At 68.7% G+C, this 20472-nt stretch carries 14 protein-coding genes; 6 read left to right on the plus strand and 8 right to left on the minus strand.

The features are described 5' to 3' along the window. The first annotated feature begins 77 nt into the window (after positions 1–77). Together B141_RS0130355 and B141_RS43680 are read left to right on the plus strand one after the other, a co-directional pair. Positions 78–1169: an ABC transporter ATP-binding protein gene (locus B141_RS0130355; protein WP_020578962.1), complete on the plus strand. Its 1092-nt coding sequence runs from the start codon at positions 78–80 to the stop codon at positions 1167–1169. Positions 1170–1343: 174 nt separating this feature from the next. Beyond that, a complete protein-coding gene (locus B141_RS43680) occupies positions 1344–2585 on the plus strand; it encodes a DUF4032 domain-containing protein (protein ID WP_020578963.1) in 1242 nt (413 codons plus the stop codon). A gap of 19 nt (positions 2586–2604) precedes the next feature. On the opposite strand, the gene B141_RS0130365 is transcribed toward B141_RS43680, so the two are convergent. The 6 genes from B141_RS0130365 to B141_RS0130390 form a co-directional block, all read right to left on the minus strand. Continuing rightward, the gene (locus B141_RS0130365; protein WP_020578964.1) at positions 2605–3117 is read right to left on the minus strand and encodes a VldE C-terminal domain-containing protein; all 513 of its coding nucleotides are present in this window, start codon (positions 3115–3117) and stop codon (positions 2605–2607) included. A gap of 906 nt (positions 3118–4023) precedes the next feature. Beyond that, entirely contained in the window at positions 4024–5205 is a 1182-nt protein-coding gene (locus B141_RS0130370; RefSeq protein ID WP_020578965.1) for an acyl-CoA dehydrogenase family protein, read from the minus strand. A gap of 132 nt (positions 5206–5337) precedes the next feature. After that, complete coding sequence (gene rlmB / locus B141_RS0130375) at positions 5338–6321, minus strand: 23S rRNA (guanosine(2251)-2'-O)-methyltransferase RlmB (RefSeq protein ID WP_020578966.1); 984 nt, start codon at positions 6319–6321, stop codon at positions 5338–5340. 46 nt (positions 6322–6367) lie between these two features. Beyond that, complete coding sequence (gene cysS, locus B141_RS0130380) at positions 6368–7807, minus strand: cysteine--tRNA ligase (RefSeq protein WP_020578967.1); 1440 nt, start codon at positions 7805–7807, stop codon at positions 6368–6370. A gap of 119 nt (positions 7808–7926) precedes the next feature. Next, positions 7927–11331, minus strand: coding sequence for a S8 family peptidase (locus tag B141_RS43685; protein WP_157181414.1), 3405 nt, complete (start codon positions 11329–11331; stop codon positions 7927–7929). A 107-nt stretch (positions 11332–11438) separates the two neighbouring features. After that, on the minus strand, positions 11439–13277 hold the full coding sequence (locus tag B141_RS0130390; protein ID WP_026257687.1) for a M48 family metallopeptidase: 1839 nt from the start codon (positions 13275–13277) through the stop codon (positions 11439–11441). 167 nt (positions 13278–13444) lie between these two features. On the opposite strand from B141_RS0130390, the gene B141_RS0130395 reads away from it, so the two are divergent. The 3 genes from B141_RS0130395 (at position 13445) to B141_RS0130405 (ending at position 15702) form a co-directional block, all read left to right on the plus strand. Beyond that, complete coding sequence (locus B141_RS0130395) at positions 13445–14047, plus strand: DinB family protein (protein WP_020578970.1); 603 nt, start codon at positions 13445–13447, stop codon at positions 14045–14047. Positions 14048–14647: 600 nt separating this feature from the next. Further along, positions 14648–14998: a PadR family transcriptional regulator gene (locus B141_RS0130400; RefSeq protein ID WP_026257689.1), complete on the plus strand. Its 351-nt coding sequence runs from the start codon at positions 14648–14650 to the stop codon at positions 14996–14998. 2 nt (positions 14999–15000) lie between these two features. Next, on the plus strand, positions 15001–15702 hold the full coding sequence (locus B141_RS0130405) for an HAAS signaling domain-containing protein (RefSeq protein WP_026257690.1): 702 nt from the start codon (positions 15001–15003) through the stop codon (positions 15700–15702). A gap of 243 nt (positions 15703–15945) precedes the next feature. Here the strand turns inward: B141_RS0130405 and B141_RS0130410 are convergent, their stop codons facing one another. Beyond that, positions 15946–17676 carry a DUF2207 domain-containing protein gene (locus tag B141_RS0130410; protein ID WP_020578972.1) on the minus strand — a complete coding sequence of 577 codons (1731 nt, stop codon included), beginning with the start codon at positions 17674–17676 and terminating at the stop codon, positions 15946–15948. Between the two features lie 41 nt (positions 17677–17717). On the opposite strand from B141_RS0130410, the gene B141_RS0130415 reads away from it, so the two are divergent. After that, positions 17718–18749, plus strand: coding sequence for a neutral zinc metallopeptidase (locus tag B141_RS0130415; RefSeq protein ID WP_020578973.1), 1032 nt, complete (start codon positions 17718–17720; stop codon positions 18747–18749). 52 nt (positions 18750–18801) lie between these two features. Here B141_RS0130415 and B141_RS0130420 read toward each other — a convergent pair whose 3' ends face one another. Beyond that, positions 18802–20448 (minus strand): FAD-binding oxidoreductase, encoded by a 1647-nt coding sequence (locus B141_RS0130420; protein ID WP_020578974.1) that lies wholly within the window; start codon positions 20446–20448, stop codon positions 18802–18804. Between the last annotated feature and the right edge of the window lie 24 nt (positions 20449–20472).

A 20472-nucleotide genomic window follows, 5' to 3' on the forward strand; every position in this document is an offset into this window, starting at 1 on the left:
CACGTCGAGAGGCGCGCCAGCAACCCTTTGCTCGGATCGTCCGGCACGTTCCTGCCGGTGAAGGGATGGATAACTCCATGGCCACAGTCACCTATGACCAGGCGTCCAGGATCTACCCCGGCTCTGACAAGCCGGCCGTCGACAAGCTCGATCTCGAGATCTCCGACGGCGAGTTCATGGTCCTCGTCGGTCCCTCCGGATGTGGTAAGTCCACCTCGCTCCGGATGCTCGCCGGCCTCGAGGAGATCAACGACGGCGCCGTCCGCATCGGCGAGCGCGACGTCACGCACCTCCCGCCGAAGGACCGCGACATCGCGATGGTCTTCCAGAACTACGCGCTCTACCCGCACATGACCGTCGCCGAGAACATGGGCTTCGCGCTCAAGATGCAGGGCGTCTCCAAGGACCAGCGGCTGAAGAAGGTCCGGGAGGCCGCCCAGCTGCTCGGCCTGGAGGAGTTCCTCGACCGCAAGCCGAAGGCTCTCTCCGGTGGTCAGCGGCAGCGGGTCGCGATGGGCCGTGCGATCGTCCGGGAGCCGAAGGTCTTCCTCATGGACGAGCCGCTGTCCAACCTCGACGCCAAGCTCCGTGTCTCCACCCGTACCCAGATCGCGGCCCTCCAGCGCCGCCTCGGCATCACCACGGTCTACGTCACCCACGACCAGACCGAGGCGATGACGATGGGCGACCGGGTGGCGGTCCTCAAGGACGGTCTGCTCCAGCAGAACGACACCCCGCTCAACCTGTACGACAAGCCCAACAACCTGTTCGTCGCCGGCTTCATCGGTTCCCCCGCGATGAACCTGCTAACGGGCAAGGTCACCAACAGCGGTGTCGACGTCGGCGCCTACACCGTCCCGCTGGAGGCCTCCGTCAAGACCAAGCTCGGCAGCGAGACCACCGCCACCATCGGTATCCGGCCCGAGGCGTTCCGCATCGTGGGCTCCGAGGAGAACGGCCTTACCGTCGAGGTCGCCGTCGTCGAGGAACTCGGCGCCGACGCCTACCTCTATGGGCTGCTCAACGGCGGCACCGACGAGCAGAAGGAGATCATCGCCCGGATCGACGCCCGTCGTCCTCCGGAGAAGGGCGCCAAGGTCAAGCTGGCGGCCGACCCGGAGCGCATCCACGTGTTCTCCACCACCACTGGCGAGCGCGTCAGCGGCTGAGAACGATCACGGGCATGGCCTGTGTGGTTCCGACCCCACGCGGGCTTCGCCCACCCGGGCCCCCACCCCGAGCGGTTGGGGAGCCACGCTCCAAGACACTGGGGGTTCGCCGGTCTCACGGCCGGCGAACCCCCGCGTTTTGTCCTCACCTGACATACCGGATTTACTGAACTCATGCCTCGGTTCGTCTCGGTTGCCGCCGACCCTGGCCTACTCGCCCTGCCGTGGCACACCCCACTGGCCGAGTGGCCCCAAGAGCATCTCGTCGCGCTCCCCCGAGGAATCTCCCGGCACGTCGTACGTTTCATCCGGCTCGGCGGGCACGTCTACGCCCTGAAGGAATCCGCCGAGCGGTATGTCGTTCGCGAGAACCGCCTCCTGCGCGACCTCGAACGCCTCGACGTGCCCGCGGTCGAGGCCGTCGGCATCGTCCTCGACCGCACCACCGCGCAGGGCGAGCCGATCGACCCGATCCTGCTCACCCGGCACCTGTCGTTCTCGCTGCCGTACCGCGCGGTGTTCTCCCGTACGCTGCGCCCCGACACGGTCGTACGCCTGGTCGACGCGCTCGCCGCCCTGCTGGTCCGCCTCCACCTCGCCGGTTTCTTCTGGGGCGACTGCTCGCTGTCCAACACGTTGTTCCGCCGGGACGCCGGCGCCTTCGCGGCGTACCTCGTCGACGCCGAGACCGGTGACCTGCACGATGAGCTGTCACCTGGCCAGCGTTCGTACGACCTGGATTTGGCGCACACGAACATCTTCGGCGAGCTGCTCGACCTGCAGGCCGGCGGATTCCTGGCCGAGGAGGCCGAGTTGCTCGAGCTCGCCGATACGGTGGTCGACCGCTACCAGAAGCTGTGGGCCGAGCTGACCGAGCCGGAGGAGTTCGACACCGGCGAGATGTACCGCCTCGAACAGCGCATCAACCGCCTGAACGACCTCGGCTTCGACGTCGCCGAGCTTGACATCCACACCGACTTCGACGGGCGGCACATTCGCATCCAGCCGAAGGTCGTGGACGCGGGCCACCACTCGCGCCGCCTGCTGCGCCTCACCGGGCTGGACGTCGAAGAAAACCAGGCCCGTCGGCTGCTCAACGACCTCGACGCGTTCCGGGCCGCGACCGAGCAGCAGAACGAGGACGAGGAGATCGTCGCACACCAGTGGCTCACTGACGTGTTCGAGCCCGTCGTGCGAGCCGTGCCGGCCGACCTGCGCGGCAAGCTCGAACCCGCCGAGATGTTCCACGAGGTCCTCGAACACCGGTGGTACCTCTCGGAGAACGCCGGCCGCGAGGTGCCGCTGGTCGAGGCGGCCCGGTCATACGTCGACGACGTGCTGCGGACCAGGCCCGACGAGCGGGAGCGCCTGCCATCGGCGGAGGACCTCTCCGCGCTGTCCGAACTCGAGCCCTGATCCGCGACCGAAACCCGCGTCAGCTCGACGATGGTGGCTGCGGTGGCAGGGCGCCGCCGCCCATGGTCCACCAGCTCGTCTGTCTCCGTGCACCGCGCCAGCTCAGGCTGATGTGGATGTGGTCCTTGTGCGGATTGGAGGTGCCTGTGTACGGCTGCCAGCCCAGCCACGGCCGGTAGGCGCGCCACATCCTGGCGTTCCAGATGACGTACATGACGCCGAGCCGGCGTGCCATCGCATTCCCGTTTCCGTGCCTGTCGGGGCGCAGTAGCCAGTAGAGGAAGTCGTTCGCGTTCTTGCGGCTGGTGTAAGACGTCGCGTCGAAGGCGATATCGAGGGCGCGCCCTTCCTTGTGCTCGGTCACCCGAGCCGTACAGGACGTGACGATTCCCCACCAGCGGTTGCCGTACGTCTTGATGATGAGGTTCTTGATATCCACCACGCCTGGCTTCGCGGTGGGACTACAGGTGGTGCCGCCGACGTAGAGCGCGTGCGCGTCAATGGACGCAGGGAACGACGGTGTGCGAGGCATTTTTCGCAACCATGCCGCCGTGGATGTCGTACGCTCCGTTGACGCGTGTGCCGCTGATCCCGCGAATGCGGTTGGAAGTGCCAGCCCCAGCGCGGGGGCGAGTATGGCGGGCACCAGGAAGTCGCGCCGGGATATTTGTCTTCGTGGTCTGTCGCCCTTATCTGGAAGGAGTTCCATTCCGACAGCCTGACCCGCCTACGGCGGTCGCCCGCAGATACCGGAAGACCTGCGGTTGGAGGTAAACGACCTAGCCGCGGAGGTCCTTCGCGGAGATTGTGAAGACTTCCGGGTGCTCTAACCCCCCAAAGTTTTCACGGTCTTAGGGGAGATAACGCAGAGTCGTCGCCAACGAGAAACCGGGCTTCTGTCTCACATTGTTTACACCCTTTGGTGAACCTCACGCGGCAATTCCCCACCTCACTGGGCGAATTTGCCTTGCCCGGTGAGAACTTACCCCGCCTCGCACCTCAGAAGGTGTACACAATGTGAGACAGCACCCGCCTTGCCTCACATCGCGGCCAGACCTGAAGGTGTCGCAGCGCGAAACCTTCAGTAGCTGCCCAGTTCCCGCGCAGAAGTGGGCGTCGCGACGGGTTCTGGATAGGCCTCATTGAGACCTATTCAAACCCTCACACCGACAGGTCGCGGCATCGTGAGGACAGCGAGCCAACTTGGCGGAGGCGTCTCGGCCTCTATGCCGAAACTCCTCCGCCAACTCATCGCAACCTCGGTGAGCGATTTCTGTAAGTTGATCATGGTCCGGTTCCGCTCAGATCCAACAACCCTGTCCGGCTCCAGAGGTTTTGAGTAAGCCACATTGTGTACAGCGAAAGCATCCAGATTCTGGACGGCAGGGCTCATCGCGGAGGAGGTTTTGGAGGAGCCTCAATCCTGCGCGGAGATCGCTCAGCGTTCGCCCGGTGGCGAGCCGGCGAGGGCACGCCCGATGACGAGGCGCTGGATCTGGTTGGTGCCTTCGAAAATCTGCAGGACCTTCGCCTCCCGCATGTAGCGCTCGACCGGGAAGTCGCGGGTGTAGCCGTAGCCGCCAAGGACCTGCACGGCGTCGGTCGTCACCTTCATCGCGGCGTCGGTGGCGACCAGCTTCGCGATCGCCGCCTCGGTGGTGAAGGGCAGACCTCTGTCGCGCCGGCGGGCCGCGTCGAGGTACGTCGACCGGGCCGTCTGGACGGCGGCGGCCATGTCGGCCAGCAGGAAGGACAACCCCTGGAAGTCGATGATCGACTGCCCGAACTGCGTCCGCTCCTTCGCGTACGTCACCGCGGCGTCAAGGGCGGCTTGCGCCAGGCCGACCGCGCACGCGGCGATGCCGAGCCGGCCGGAATCCAGTGCCGACAGGGCGATGCGGAGCCCGGCTCCCTCCGCACCGATCCGCCGCTCGGCGGGGACGCGGACGCCATCCCAGTGCACCTGCGTCGTCGTGGACGCGGTGAGCCCCATCTTGTGCTCGGGCAGGCCGAACGACAGGCCCGGCGTCGTGGCGTCGACGAGGAAGCAGCTGATCCCGTGGGTCCGGTCGGGTGAGCTACGCGCGAACAGCGTGTAGAAATCGGCTTCACCGCCGTGGGTCGTCCACGCCTTCGTGCCGTCGATGACGTACGCCGGACCCTGCAACTCCTCGGCAGTGTCGCTGAGCATCGCCCGGGTCGTCATCGCCGCGACGTCCGAACCCGCCTGGGGCTCGGACAGGCAGTAGGCACCGAGCAGGTCACCCGCGAGGAGGTGAGCGAACCAGCGGTCCCGCTGGGCATCCGTGCCGTACACCGCCAGCGGGTAGCAGGCGAGCGACTGGACGGAGACGCCGACGGCCACGCTGAGCCATGCCGAGGCGAGTTCCTCCAACATCTGCAGGTAGACCTCGTACGGCTGGGCGCCCCCGCCGTACTCCTCCGGATAGGGCAGCGACAGCAGCCCCGACCGGCCGAGCAACCGGAACGTCTCGCGCGGAAACTGGGCGGCTTCCTCAACCTGCGCAGCTTTCGGAGCGAGTTCGTCCGCCGCGATCTCGCGGACCAGCGCGAGCAGGTCGTAGGCCTCCGCGCTCGGAAGTAGACGTTCGACTGTCATCGGAGCCCTCCCGCGGCGAGGTCAAGCAGCCCGAGCCAGCTCGAGACCGGTCGAGACCGGCTCCTGGCATGCGTACCGTGCGTACCGCACGTACTCTGCCACGCGGGACACCCCGCTCGCGGGAATCGGCTCTCAGCCGGCGGATCGGCGGCTGGCGATCTCGTACAACGCGATGCCCGCGGCCACCCCCGCGTTGAGGGACTCGGTGCCTGACCGCATCGGGATCCGGACCAGCTGGTCACAGGTCTCGCGTACCAGCCGCGAGAGCCCCTTGCCCTCGGACCCGATCACCAGGACGACCGGCCCGGCCAGCTCGTCAGACTTCGTCAGGTCAACGGCGCCCTCGACGTCCAGCCCGACCACGGCCAGGCCCTCCTGCTGGTACGCCCGCAGGGTGCGGGTGAGGTTGACCGCCCGGGCCACCGGCACCCGCAGCGCCGCGCCGGCCGAGGCCTTCCACGCCGCCGCGGACATGGCCGCCGACCGGCGTTCGGGCACCACCACGCCGTGCGACCCGAACGCCGCCGCCGAACGGACGACCGCTCCGAGGTTGCGCGGGTCGGTCACGCCGTCGAGCGCCACCAGCAGCGGCGACTCACCACTGTCGAAGGCCTCCCGCAGCACGTCGTCGGGGTGGGCGTAGGAGTACGCCGGCACCTGCGCGGCGACGCCCTGGTGCACGGCCCCGCTGGTCAGCCGGTCGAGTTCGGTGCGGGTCACCTCCAGCAGCGGGACGCCAAGATCGACCGCGAGCCGCAGCACCTCGCGTACCCGGTCGTCGCGGTCGACGCGGTCGGCGACATGCACCGCCTTCACGGGTACGCCGGCCCGCAGCGCCTCCACGACCGGGTTACGCCCGACGATCCACTCCGCGCGGTCGCTGCCACTCCGGCCGGGCGCGGACGACCGCCGCGCCTCCGAGGCCGCGGCAGCGCGCTTCTCGGCCTGGACCCGCTTGTACGCCTTGTGATTCGGGCGGTTCTCGGCCTTCGGGGTTGGCCCCTTGCCTTCCAGTCCGCGCCTGACCCGCCCGCCCGAACCAGCGGTCGGGTTGCCGGACGGGCGCTGCCGAATCGCGCCACGGCGCTTGCTGTTACCGGCCACAGCGGCCTCCACCTACGTCGTTTCCTGCTTGTCTTGTTGTCGAGTCGTCGAGCTGGCGTCAGGCGCCGCCGGCGCCAGCACCGTCCGCGACGGACCACCGGGCACCGTGCGGGGTGTCGGTGACCTCAACGCCGGCCGCCCGCAGCTGCTCACGGACGGCGTCAGCCGCCGCCCAGTCCTTGCGTGCCCGCGCCTCCTCGCGCTGGACGAGCAGCGCGCGGACGAGGGAGTCGGTGGCCCGGCGCAGCGCGTCATCCTCGCCACCGCTGCGCCGCCAGCGTGGATCCATCGGATCCAGGCCCAGCACGCTCAGCATGGAGCGCACCTCGACCAGCTTCGCCTGCACCGTTGCCTTGTCGTCGGCGGCCAGCGCGGTGTTGCCCTCGCGTACCGCCGCGTAGACGACGGCGAGGGCCTGGGGAACCCCGAGGTCGTCGTTCATAGCCGCGGTGAACGCCTCGGGAAGAGCCGGCCGCTCACCCAACGGGGCCGCACCGAGCGAGTCACCAACGAACTCGACGGCGTGCTCGACGAAGCTCTCCAGCCGGCGGTAGCCCGCGGCCGCCTCCTGCAGCGCCTCCTCGGAGTACTCGATCATCGAGCGGTAGTGCGGCGCCACGAGGTAGAACCGGAGCTCGACCGGCCGGACCCCACGGCGTACCACCTCGGTGACGAGCAGGGAGTTGCCGAGCGACTTGCTCATCTTCTCGCCCGCCAGGGTGACCCAGGCGTTGTGCAGCCAGTACCGCGCGAACGGGTCGCCGGCGGCCTGCGACTGGGCGCGTTCGTTCTCGTGGTGCGGGAAGACGAGATCGATCCCGCCGCCATGGATGTCGAACGCCGCACCGAGGTACTTCGTCGACATCGCCGAGCACTCGATGTGCCAGCCGGGCCGGCCCGGACCCCACGGCGAGTCCCAGCTCGGCTCGCCCGGCTTGGCGCCCTTCCACAACGCGAAGTCGCGGGGGTCCCGCTTGGCGGCGGCGTTCTCGGTGTCACCCGCCGGCTGGACCTCATCGACCCGTTGACCCGACAGCGCGCCGTAGTCGGCGAAGGACCGGACGTCGAACAACACGTCACCGCCACTGGCGTAGGCATGGCCCGCATCGACCAACCGCTGGATCAGCGCGAGGATCTCCGGGATATGGCCGGTCGCCCGCGGCTCGAGGGTGACGGGCAGGCAGCCGAGCAGGTCATAGGCCTCGGAGAACGCCCGCTCGTTGCGGTAGGTGAGCTCCCACCACGGGGCCTGCTCGGCCGCCGACTTCGCCAGAACCTTGTCGTCGATGTCAGTGACATTGCGGACGTAGACGACCTCGCTGCCGTTGTGGACCAGCCAGCGCCGGAGCAGGTCGAAGTTGACGGCGTATCTGACGTGTCCGACATGCGGCGGGCTCTGCACGGTGGCGCCACAGACGTACATCGTGACCTTGCCGGGCTCAAGCGGCTCGAAGTCACGGATCGCACGCGCGCGCGTGTCGTACAGGCGCAGGGTCATTGACTCAGAGTACCGACTCTGGCCACCGGGCCGCTCCACGCGGGACCGGCCCGGTGACCTTGAGTTGTGCCTCCCCCTGATCTTCGTACGGCGATGGCGTCAGCCAGCGGTCCCGGGCGTCAGCGGGCCAGCTGGTACGCCCGGATCACCGTCTGGTCCACCTCACTTCCGTCCGTACCACGCAGGCTGGCACGAAGCGACACGAACCGGCCGCGCTCTGGTGCGGGCGGGACGATCGCCTCGTAACCGTCCTTGGCCGGGCGTACCTTCAGGGGCTTCCACGTCGCCCCGTCGTCGAACGACGCCGCCACCTCGAGGGACGCCACCCCGGTGACCGGCTGGTCAGCCGCCAGCAGCCGCACCCCCAGCGGGAACGGCTCGTCCGCCGGCGCCTGGCCGAGCAGGTCGACGGGACCGCTCATCCAGAGGCTGGGGATCGGTAGGTTGCCGCGCTCGTTGGGCCCGGCGGTGATCTTCCAGCGCGCTTCGACCTTGGTCGCGAGGGCGGACCAGGGGACGTCCCGGGTCGCTTGCGTGGTGATTTCGTACGTCGCGCGTTCGGCCGGGATCGCGAAGATCCCGCCGTCCACGCTGTCGTTCGTGCCCACCAGTTCGCCGTTCTTGTGCAGCGTCGTCTGGGCGGTGATGCCCTCGTCGGTCGCCGGGTAGAACGTGTTGGGAACCCGACCCGGCGAGAACAACGCGAGGGTCATCCAGAGCCGGTCATACGCGAAGATCGGGCGGGCGACCGGGCCAAGCGGTGCGGTGTTCCAATCCCTCGCCTGGGTCGTGCCGGGGCGGTATGTCGACCCGGCCTGGCCGTAGTAGTCCAGCTCGTAACCCTGCTCGGTAGCGAGCTCGTTGTCCCACCGCAGACCGTTGCCAGCGGAGTAGAGGTCGATCCGCCTGCTGGGCAGGCGTACGTCGTACCGCTGGCCCCAGGAGGTGTCGGCTCCCGCCGGCCACGGGAAGCTCGTCATGGTGCCCACGCGTTTCGTCCGCTCACCCTGGTTGTGCAGGCTGGTCCGGAACCTTGCGAGCTGGCTGTCGCGCACCCGGATCGCCGGATCCGGGATCTGCCCGTCCCTGGTGAGGAACAGGTTGTAGCCGCGCGGCAAGGCGTCCTCGCCGGCAGCGGGCGACTCGGGTTCGGCGAGTGCGGTCTGGAAGACGAAGTGGTACGGATAGGCCGTCACCGGTTTCGTCGGTGTCGCGTAGAGGCCGAACGTGTCGATGTCGGTGCCGATGCCCTGTTGGAACGATCCGTTGTTGACGTAGGCCCGCCGGAGCCCGGGAGTCGCGGTGGCGCTGTCGACGATCGCCTTGATCGGCTTGCCGTTCCGGGCGTCGAGCGTGACCGTCGTGTCGCGGTCGAGGACGACTTCGGGCCGCGCCGCGAGGGTGAGGCTCCCCAGATCGCCTTCGCCGGACCAGATCGGGCTGGTCAGGTCGTACGTTCCCTTCGGCAGCCGGAACGTGACGGGCTCGCCGGTCAGGTCGTAGGTCCGCACGGACCTCTTCGCGGGTTCGACGAGGTTGACGGGTCCCGGGGCGGGGTTGCCGTCCCGGTCGAGTACGGCGAGGGTGAGGTCGTACGACTCGACCTCCTTGTCGAAGCCGACCGGCGTACGCGCGACGACCTCGCTGGCCCGGCTGGCGGTGACCCATCCGCTGTACCTGCCGTCGGGGCCTGCGACCCGGCTGTCGGCGGTGACGCTGACCTTCGCCGATCCACCTGCCGGAACGACAACCGTCTCGGCCGAGAGGCTGAACATCCCGCTCGGTGCGGCCGTGCCATCCGGGCCGGTGGCGCTGATCGCGAGGTCGAGAGTGATGGCCGTGTCGCTGCTGTTGTGGTAGCTGAACGCCTTGGTCACCGGCTGGTCGTCGGTGTGCGGCCAGCGGGCGACCCCCATGCTCAGGCTGGCGGGCGTGGTCGTGACGCTGCCCTTGATGGCGGCCGCGATGTCGAGCCGACCCGCGCCCTGCTGGAAGACGCTCAGGTCACCCTTGGGTGCCGCGCTGGCCATCAGGGCCGCCTTGATCTGCTCGCCATTCCAGTCCGGGTGCTGCTCGGCGAGGATGGCGGCGGCGCCGGCGACGTGGGGCGCGGCCATGGAGGTGCCTGACATCCGGGCGTACTGATCACCCACCGGCTCGCCGAGCCAGGTGCCCTCCGCCTTCGCCGCCACGATCGACTGACCGGGCGCCGTGAGGTCTGGCTTGACGGCACCGTCGCCGACCCGCGGGCCGGTGTTGGAGAAGTCGCTCAGCGCGTCCTGCTTGGTGACGCTGCCCACCGCGAGCGCGCGGTCGGCGGCGGCCGGTGTCGAGACCCGGTCATCGTCGGCACAGAACGGGTTGTTCGGATGGTTGCCGGCCGCCACCACGAACACCGCACCCGACTGCTCCGAAAGCGTGTTGAGCGCCGTGGACAGCGGGTCGGTTCCGTCGGTGGCGCAACCGCCGAGACTCATGTTGACGACCCGGGCACCGGACCCGGCCGCCCACTCCATGCCGGCGATGATCCAGGACTCGAGCCCGTATCCGCCATCGTCGAGCACCTTGCCGACCAGCAGGCCCGCATCGGGTGCCACACCCTTGTACTGCCCGCCGGACGCCGCGCCGTTCCCCGTGACGATGGACGCGACATGCGTACCGTGGCCGAAGCCATCCTGGGTGCTTCCCCCTTCGGTGAAGTCCTGCGCCTCGACCACGGCGTCCGCGAGGTCCGGGTGGTTGGCGTCGATGCCCGAGTCGAGGACGGCAACCTTCACACCGTCGCCCGTGAACCCCGCTCGCCACGCCGCGGGCGCACCCACCTGCGGAACGCTCTCGTCCAAGGACGCCCGAGCGGGACCGTCCAGCCAGACCTTGCCGATCCCGGGCTGCAGCGTGGTCGCGGTGGCCGTCGTGTCGGTGAGTTCCTTCCAGAGCTTGGCCGCCCGCGTTTTCGGCGTACGCATGGCGGCGGCGCCCGCGCTCGGGAGCCCGCGAACCATCCGGGCACCGGCGTCGGACAGGTCCTGCCGCGCGGCGCTGCGGGCACCCGCGCTTCCGGCGTACTTCACGATCAGCGGAAGCTCCGGCCGGCTTCGGTCGTCATAGCCGTACTCGATCAGCGCCGTCACGTCGAAGAGCCGCTCGTCCAGTCGATCGGCCGCGATGAGCGGCAACGCGTCCCCGGGGATGACCGTGAGCCGGCCGTCCTGGTGCCGCTGCTCGACGAAACTCGTGCCCTTCCGGCCCGCGGCCGGATGCACCACGACGGTCTGTTGCCCTGCTGACCGTGTCGTGACGTCCACGCGGTCACCGGTGACCAGCGTGACCGTCTTGGTTGTCCCGCGCGGGTTGGGCGTTCCCTCCGCCGCTCCACCTGGGCCCACGCCTCGCTTGCCAGCATCGTTGCCGCTGGCTTGGCCAGGTGGTTCGGCCGCCGCACCGGCGGCCATGGTGGCGGTGGTGGCCGTCGCGACCACCACCGCCATCAAGCCCCGGACCCACCTACCACGTCGTGCCTGCACCACGTTCCTCCCTCGAAAGGTGTCGTCTCACTACTGAAGACGGCGTACCCGCGAAGGAGGATGAGTGGCACGGCCAGATTTTGTGGCCAATCAGGGCGGCGCCTCGGTCAGCCGCGCTCCGCGAAGTTCTCCAGCACCTTGCGAAGCGTCTCGCTCGACTTGCCGAGTTCCTCACCGCTCATCGTTTCGTGGAAGTCGAACGTCGTTCCGTTGTGGAGCGCCAACGCGGCCTTCACCGGCACCGCTCGATGCAGCGTGGCCGAGGCGATCTCCTCGTACGGGATCCACACGTTCCCCGGCTCGGTGGCAAGCTGTGCGACGGGCCGACCACCGATCAGTTCTGTCAACCGCTGCTTGCCTTTGTCAGCTGACTTCGGGCACGGCGTGAAGACGAACCCCTCATCGGTGATGACCAGATCCATGCTCTGCTTACCGACCTTGAGGTTGGCCATCGCGCCCACCACGTTGGCGGTGGCGGCATCCGCGCGAGCCTGCTGCGGAGCGGCCCGCGACGGGTCGATACCGACCTGCGGAAGCCAGTTTCGTACCCGCGCCGCGCCGTCCGGACCCGACGCGAGCATGTCGAGAACCGGTTGCGGATCGAACTCCTCGCCGTCGGCAAACCGCAGCACCGCCGGACGATCCCATCGGTGCTCGACCTGCACCACGCCGCTCCTGACCGCAGCGACGACCAGCGCCGAACCCAGACCACCCTCAGGCGCACCGGCCCTGGACAGCTGGTCAGTCAGCTCGCCGAGCCGCCCGGCTTCACCGGCCGCGAGGATCGTCGCGAACGACTCGGGCACACGTCCGGTCACCCGCGAGAGGGCACGGAACATCGCGTCCACGCTGCGCTGCTCGCTGGCGAGGATTCCGTTCGCCGTGTACGCCGGCCAGTCGAGAAGCTGTCGGTCCCCGAAGTCGAGCACCGACCGCTCGAGCTCAGCCAGCAGGCGGTCCATGCCGGCGACGAGCGCCCAGGCCGGGCGCGGGTCGGTGACCGCGCCGCTGTCCGGTGCGGTGTGCAGCGCCGCGATCCGGTCCGCCGTGGAGGGGTGGCTGTCCCACCGGGAGGTGGATTCGTTGAGGTCCTGCCCACGTAGGTTCGCGAGTTCGGCGTGCCGGGCCTGGAGCAACCGGGGGAACCCGGCGAAGACCTCGCGCGGTGCGATCCCGTAGTCGAGCGCCCAGGACACGTAGTTCTCGAGGTAGAAATTCCAGGCCGCAACAAGGACGGGGAGCTCTCGCAGCGCCGTCTGCATGGCGACCCGTCCGGCTACGGCGGCCGCCGCCTGGTCGGCCTCCAGCTCCTGGCGCCGGCTCACCGTACTCTCGACCAGGAAGTACAGCCGGGCGTACAACTCGAAGATCTTTCGTACGAGCGTGCGGAGGATGCCGCCGCTGTTGAGCTGCTCGATCGTGCGCCCGATGGTGATCCGGCCGCGATAGTTGATCTCACCGAGCCGGGTGTGCGCGTGCGAGTAGTGCCCAAGCTCGTGGCCGAGGACCGCCCTCAGCTGGTCGGCGTTCAACGTGAGCAGCAGCGGCAGGCCGATCAGCAGGTAGCGCCGGCCACCGCGCAGGCCGAGCATCGACGCGTCCTCGGTCACCGCGGCGTTGACCTCCGGCACCAGCCAGATCTCATCCGGTGGGCGGGTCACCACCCGTGCGGCGAGGTCCCGGACCATCGCCCAGAGCTGAGGCTGGTCGTGCTCGAGCAGTTGCACTCCGTGCGGGGTGAAGCGCGGCCGTTTGAGCGCCTTGGCCAGGCCGACCAGGATGGCTACCGCGGCTGCCACCAAGGCGATGACGATCTGAAGTCCGCCGTTCGCGTTCGTGACGATCAGATAACCCGCGAGACCCAGTGCGCCGACGACCGCCAGCGCGAGGACATAGAAACCCGCCAACATCGATACGGCTATCGCCGCCCGCCACCCAGTCGCCATCTCCCGCCCCTTTCCACGCGTGCCAGCGACGGAGGCTAGCGGGTCTGATGAAGAGTCCGGCCAGGCAACAACCGTGGAACGACACCCCGCCTACTCCGCGCGGCCCTCCGATTACTGGGTGCGGGTGGACCGATAACGGGTGGCCGATCCGGCCGGTTGCCGCGAGTATGGCCGGCGTGACCGAAGCCGAGCAGGTCCCCGCGGCCGCGACCGAGTCCGTGCCCGACCGTTGGACCAAGGGCACCGTGTACGACGACATGTGGGTGGACCCGGCCGATGACCCCCGGGAGAGCGACGAAGCCGTCCCGGACGGGGAGCTGCCGACACTGCTGGACTATCTGCGCAACTACCGGCTGACATTGCGGATGAAGTGCGACGGGCTGGACGCCGAACAACTCGCGCGCCGTTCGGTGCCGCCGTCGACGATGTCCCTGCTCGGCCTGGTCCGGCACCTCGCCGGGGTGGAGCACTATTGGGGCACCGTGGTGGTCGGCGGCCAGGACGGGCCGCGGCCGTTCACCGGCGATGACGACTTCGACGGCGCTGTGGGTGACGAGACTGTGGTCGCCGAGGCGTTCGCGCTGTGGGACCAGGAGATGGCCGCGACCGACGCCGCCGTCGCCGCGCACCCGGACGTGGGCGAGCGGCTGGCGTCCGGTGACGGGATCGCCGTCCGCGAGGTCCTGGTGCACCTGATCGAGGAGTACGCCCGGCACTGCGGCCACGCCGACCTGATCCGCGAGCGGATCGACGGCCGGGTCGGCCAGTAGCAGCCCACCAGCCTGGCGCGAATGGCCCGGTGACAACCCAACCCGCTTCCACACCGAGCAGCTGATCCGCGACGCCGGGCTGGGCTGCACCTTCCTGTGGGAGAACTTCTATGCCGACCTCCCGGACCCGCACAATCGTCGAGGCCAACTGAACACCACTTCTGGTGGAGAACGTCGGTAAGCCGTCCGTAGGCGGGCCGGTCTTCTCACGCTGAGATCAGATCTCGCCAGCAGCCATGATCGCTGCACGCGCCAAACAGCACCGGGTAAGCCGGTTCGGCGTCAGTCAGCGCACAAAACCAGTGCGCCTCCCTCCTCCGCCTTGCCCACGCGGCGCCTCCTTGAGGGCCTGAGCACCAACGAGCTGCCCGGGCACGCCCGACAACTGAGGGCCCTGGCGCCCGCTGTGTGACCCGAACCCCACCCGGCACTACGTCAGGCGCAGGAGCAGGTTCTCGGAGGCCACCACCCAAGACCAGCGCCTTCCGCAGTGCCGCGGTTGGGGGCGGGTCAGGAGCCTCTCCGAACGTAGCGAGGTCCGGCTGGCGGTGTGCCCGTGCACCTTCCGCGTCCCCGGCAGTGACAGCTACCATGCGACGCATGGATCCCGGCGACGCACGAAATGTGCTCACGCAGATGCGACGCGGCACGCTCGCCTACTGCGTGCTCGCCGTCCTACGCAGCGGTGAGAGGTACGGCTTCGAACTCGTCCGGCTCCTAAGCGCTGTCGACGGCATGGTGACGAGCGAAGGCACGATCTATCCGCTGCTCGCCCGCCTGCGCCGTCAGGGCCTCGTTGAGACCACCTGGCGGGAGTCGCCAGCCGGTCCGCCTCGCCGCTACTACCGCCTCACCCGTCTCGGCCGGCGCGCACTCGCCGACTTCACCGAAGAGTGGACGAGGTTCCGCGACGGAGTCGATTCCTTCCTTGCCGGCCAAACGGAGAGCTGAGCATGAATTCCACCGGGACAGCCTTCGACGACTACCTCCGCCGGCTCGAAGCCGCGGCCCAGTCACTTCCGCCGGGACCCCGCGCCGAGCTTCTGGCACAGGTCCGCGAGCATCTCGACGCGCTGCGAGGAGAGCTCGACGACCAGGACGAGGCGGCGGTCCGCCAGGCCCTCGACCGGCTAGGCGACCCCGACGACATCGTCCGCGAAGCCATGGAGGCCGACGGATCCCCGCGTTTCGGAAGCGGGTCCGAGGCCCCTGGCGCTACGGAAGCCCCGCGCTCCACGCCGGCCCGCTCACGCGCACCTGCGTTCGAGATGATCGCCGTCATCCTCCTCCTGGTCGGAGGGTTCGCCCTGGGCGTTGGCTGGATCGTCGGCCTGGTCATGACGTGGTCGTCGGCACGCTGGACCATCCGCGAGAAGCTCCTCGGCACCCTCGTCTGGCCCGGCGGCCTAATGAGCGTTTTCCTGCTCGACACCCTGACCGTGGGCTACGAGTCCTGTTCGGGCACCGTGGTCACGGACAGCGGAGCTATGGACGAGAGTGCTTCTGCGCCTGGGGACCAGATGGACTGCGTGACGTCGGGCTTCGTCCTCCCGTTGTGGGCGGGCATACCGGTGGGGATCCTGCTCGTGCTCGCCCCCTTTGCCACGGCCGCCTACCTGATCCACCGAGCCGCGCGTACTCGCACCACCAGCTGATGAGCCAGATGCGAGACGAGGCGACGTCACGCGCCAGTTCCCCTTGGTTGGGGACCCAAATGATCACGTATACGTGGTCATTACCTGCTTCGCATGGTGTCGGTGCCATGCAAGGCATGCATTGACCACGTATACGTGATCATTCAGGTCAGCGCAGAAAGGTCTCCACTCCTTGGCGTCCCAGCCGCCGAAACCAACCCGTCGAGGTCAGCGGGTTGTACGCAACGGGCGAAGGAGCGGCGTTCAGATCCGTAGCCGCCTGGACGCGGAGATCGCACCGGACAGCGTGGTGACGAACGCGTCCACCGAATCGGCCAGGTCAACGCGGTGCCAGTTCTCCGGCGCGTGATACCAACCAAGCCCGGCATCGGGTTCGCCCGGCCGTCCCGACGCGGCCGATATCTCCGCCCAGCGGTCCTCCAGCCCGAACACCACGGCGTACGGCAGGAACCGCGCGACGAGTTCGGCCCGCGAGGATTCCGGCAGTTCGGAGCCGTCGGCACGCGCGAGGTACGCCCGGAAGTCATGCAGCCGGGACAGCAGCGCACTTCCCCGCGCCGTCCGCGCAGGCGCCACGTCGCCTCCCCACACCAGCACCCCGCCGGCGAGGACGAGGCCCAAGCCAACCAGACCCAGGTCGGTGAACGCCGCGAGGACGACCGTAATGACGAGTCCCGCGAGCGCGAGGACGCCGCCCGCTGTTGTCCACCGGGTGCGCACCGCGTCAGGACGCTGGCGGAACCATCCACGCGCGTGCACGTCGGCGTACAACTGCTCCTGCACCCGCCGCAACCCGTTGGTGAACGTACCCGCCAGCCCAGAGACGAGCACCGAGTCACGCCCCTCGAAGAGCAGATCGAGGAGGACGCGTTCGTACGGCAGCAACTCCTGCTCGCCAGCGTCGGTGCGGCGAAGCCGCCAGTCCGGCCGGCGATGCGGCGACGTCCGGCCGACCTCCTCGATCACGAGGACACCGCGGACCGCGAGATCGAGCACCGTCGCCACGATGTCGATGACATCGGCGGTCTCGTCCACGATGGTCCCGAGCTGCCCGGGCCGGACGCGATCCGGTGGCACGAACTCCAGCCGGCCATCCACATCGACCAACGGGTGGTACGGCTCGCCGCCAGGTGACCTCGTGTCGCGGCCGCGCGTCCACCACAAGGCGACCACCGCGGCCGCGGCCAGCGCGAGCAGGCCGAGCGCGGTCCCAACCGCCACCGGTGTGAGGGCGAACGCCCGCGCGAGCGACCAGCGCCGGGCGAGCACCTGGTCAGCGTGCACGCCAGCGTTCACCGGCAGCCCGACGATGATCCTCATCCGCTCACCCGGAGCGAGATCTTCCTGGACGAACTCCGGATGAGGCAGCGCGGTCGCTGCCGTGCAGGGCATGCTCGAGCCATCCCCGCCTGCCAGGCAGGCCGCCCACGCGACCCTCGGCACGGACACGGTGGCGTGCACCGACTCGACCTCTGCCTCCATGCCCTGCACCAGGGGCCAGCTGAGCTCGAGCCCTTCGGGTGTACGCCGGACCGCCCCGCTGATCGCGTACTCCAGCCGCACCGTGTGCCGCCCGGTCTGCGCCCTGGTGAACGCGAGCGCGACCCTGGCAACACCGTCCTCGTCTGACCGCTCCGCGCGGACCGGCCGGCCATCCAGCGACGCCTTCAGACCGGTGACCGTGAAGACCTGGTCGTGTGCCTCGTCGTAGCGAGCCCGGGTCTGGAGGGTACGCCGGACCGCGCCGGCCGGCTCAGCCCCGAAGTCGTATCGATGGGTCTCGACCACGTGCAGCGAGCCATCGGCGGCGAGGCGCACCTTGGCATCGAGCTCCATCAGCCGCGCGGAAACCGCCGCCGCGGCCGGAACCGGGCGGAGCGCCACCGCCAGCGTGGCGACCACCACCGCGAGGAGTACCACCAGAAGGGCGGACCCGCGGGCCACGGCGATCAAGGAGAGCCGTCCGCGAACCATGTCCACACAGTAGTGTCAGCCGCGGACCCGAAGGAGGCAGCGTGTCGTACGACTACGGCGGATGGCCTTCCGGGTCCTACCACGCCCGCATGCGCCGCCGCCGACAACGACGCGGTCCGGGGCTCTTCGCTCGACTGGTTCGCGTCGTCGTCTTCCTGTCCCTGTTGGGGTTCGTCGCCTCGATCCTGCAGAACCAATTCGCCGGTACTTTGCCCGGGAGCGGTACGCCGGGCGGCACGTTCCCCGGAATTCCTGACAGCTCACGGGTTCCTGGCGACTCTCAAGAAACCACCGACCCCGAGGCGTCCGGCGGGCTTGACGATCGGGTGGGCACGTCATCTCACGCCCGCTCGGCGGTCACCGTCCTGCAGCGCAATCGCTTCTACGCGGTCGGCGGGCTTTCCCAGGTGGACTGCCCGGCGCCCTCCCTGGCCAGCGCGACCACCCGCGCCCAGCGCACGTACGACGAACGCGTCTTCGGCTGCCTCGTCCGCGCCTGGTCCGATCTCCTCGGCAAGGCGGGGTTGACGACCACCAGTCCGAAGCTGTTCGTCTTCGACTCGCCCGGCAGCAGCCCGTGTGGTTCGTTCCGCCCGCGCGAGGGCACCACGCTGGCGTTCTACTGCCCGGTGAACGCGACGATGTACGCCGACGTACGCCAGATGGCCCGCAGCTTCCCCAGCGAGCACCACATCGCCTACGCGTTGGTGATCGCCCACGAGTACGGCCACCATCTCCAGAACGTCGCGGGAATCCTCAACGCCGAAAGCGCTCTCGCCTACACGCAACCCGAGCTTGACATGGAGCTGTCCCGGCGTACGGAGGTCCAGGCGTCCTGTTTCGCCGGCATGTTCGTCCGGTCGATCGAGGCGAGCTATCCGCTTACCGGCACGCAGCGGCGGGCGTTCGCCTACTACGCCACCCGTGCGTTCGGCGACTCCGAGAGCGCTCCGCCAACGGAACGAAGCCACGGATCCCCACCCACGCAGGGCCGCTGGATCTTCCGTGGGTTCGACGCGAACGACGCGGCCCGCTGCAACAGCTACCAGGCCCCGGCCTCCGACGTCCAGTGAGCCACGATCGACCGGGGCATTCTCCGCGACCCCTCAGAGGTCCCGCGACCTCTTAGTCCGGCAACTCGATGGACAGCGCGTGGCGGAAGAGGTTACGCGGATCCCACCGCGCCTTGATCCGCTGCAACCTCGGGTAGTTCTCCTTGTAGTACAACGCATGCCACGGCACGCCTGAGGTGTTCCAGGCCGGATCCGCGAGGTCGACGTCGGGATAGTTGACGTACGAGCCGTCGTTGACGGAGTTCGGCACCGGGACACCACCGGTGTCGGCGTACACCTCGCGGTACACCGACCGGACCCAGGCGAGATTCTCGGCGTCCTCGCCGGGGTTGTCCCACGAGGCGGTGTAGACGACCTTCATGATGGAGTCCCGCTGCGCGGTCGCGGTGGCGGATGGCGTGACGGTGTTGACCTGTCCGCCGTACGGCACGAGCAGCGCCAGAGAGTTCGGGTTGCGGTAGTCGGGGTTGGTCAGGTGCTTGTGCAGCGTCGTGATCTGCCCATCCGAGTAACCCTTCCGGAGGTAGGCAGCCTTCAGCTTCGCCCGGTTGGGCGTGGCGGTCTCCTGGATCGACCGGGCCCGGGTCGAGGCGAGGAATGGCCCTTCGACCGGCTCACCGACATACGGCGTGGGCTCGACTCCCTCGACGACGGCCGCATGGAACGCCGCGAGCCGAGCCTTCGCGTCCGGGATCCCCGCGTCGATCTGGGTGGACAGCAGGAATCCGTCATTGGCGCTGGTGGGAATCAGGAACGGGCTGTAGAGACTGGCGTACGGCGAATCCGGTGCGGAGTGTTTTTCGTACCAGCCAAAGAAGTTCGAGAGGGTACGCGCGAACCCCGCCTTCGTGACCGTTTTCCAGTCCCAGACGACATAGCTACTCAGCAACGCGGCGGGCGGCTTCGGCAGCGCCCGGCTGGGATCCGTGCCAGACACACCAGAGCTCCGCATGAAATAGCGGGTGACGACGCCGAAGTTACCTCCGCCACCGCCGGTGTGCGCCCACCATAGATCGCGATTCGGATCGGATGGCTCCCTGGTGGCGACGACAGGGCGGGCCCGACCCGCACGGTCCACCACGACAACCTCGACGGCATACAGGTGATCGACGACGGAGCCGAAGAGCCGGGACAGCGGACCATATCCGCCCCCGGAGAAATGCCCGCCGACGCCCACCGACAGGCACCCGCCACCGGGAACGGTCACCCCCCAGCCGTAGTAGAGCGCCTTGTAGACCTGATCCAACGTCGCGCCAGCGCCGATCGCGAACGCCCGCCGCCGCGCGTCATAGGTGACCTCAGACAACTGTGAAAGGTCCAGGATCACCTTGACCTTCGGGTCGTCCACGAAGTTCTCGAAACAATGACCGCCGCCGCGTACGGCGATCCGTTTTCCGGACCTGACAGCGTCTTCGACGGCCCGCACCACCTGCTCGGTGGAGTCGACCACCGTGACGTAGTCGGGCGTGCCGACGAACCGGCGGTTGTTGCCGCGCAGCACCAGGTCGGCATATCGCGGATCGTCCGGCACGACGCGCGCGCCTTCGCGTGCAGGCGTGGTGGCCGCGTGCGCTGGAGCGGCCGGGGCCAGCCCAACACCCCCGGCCAGGCCGAATGCCGCTCCACCGGCGGCGCCGAGAAGTCCGCGACGGGTGACCTCAGACATGAACAGCAACTCCCCCAGGATGCGTGGATACACGTTCAGACCGTCTTGGACGCTAAT

Source organism: Actinopolymorpha alba DSM 45243 (genome assembly GCF_000373925.1).
Taxonomy (GTDB): Bacteria; Actinomycetota; Actinomycetes; order Propionibacteriales; family Actinopolymorphaceae; genus Actinopolymorpha; species Actinopolymorpha alba.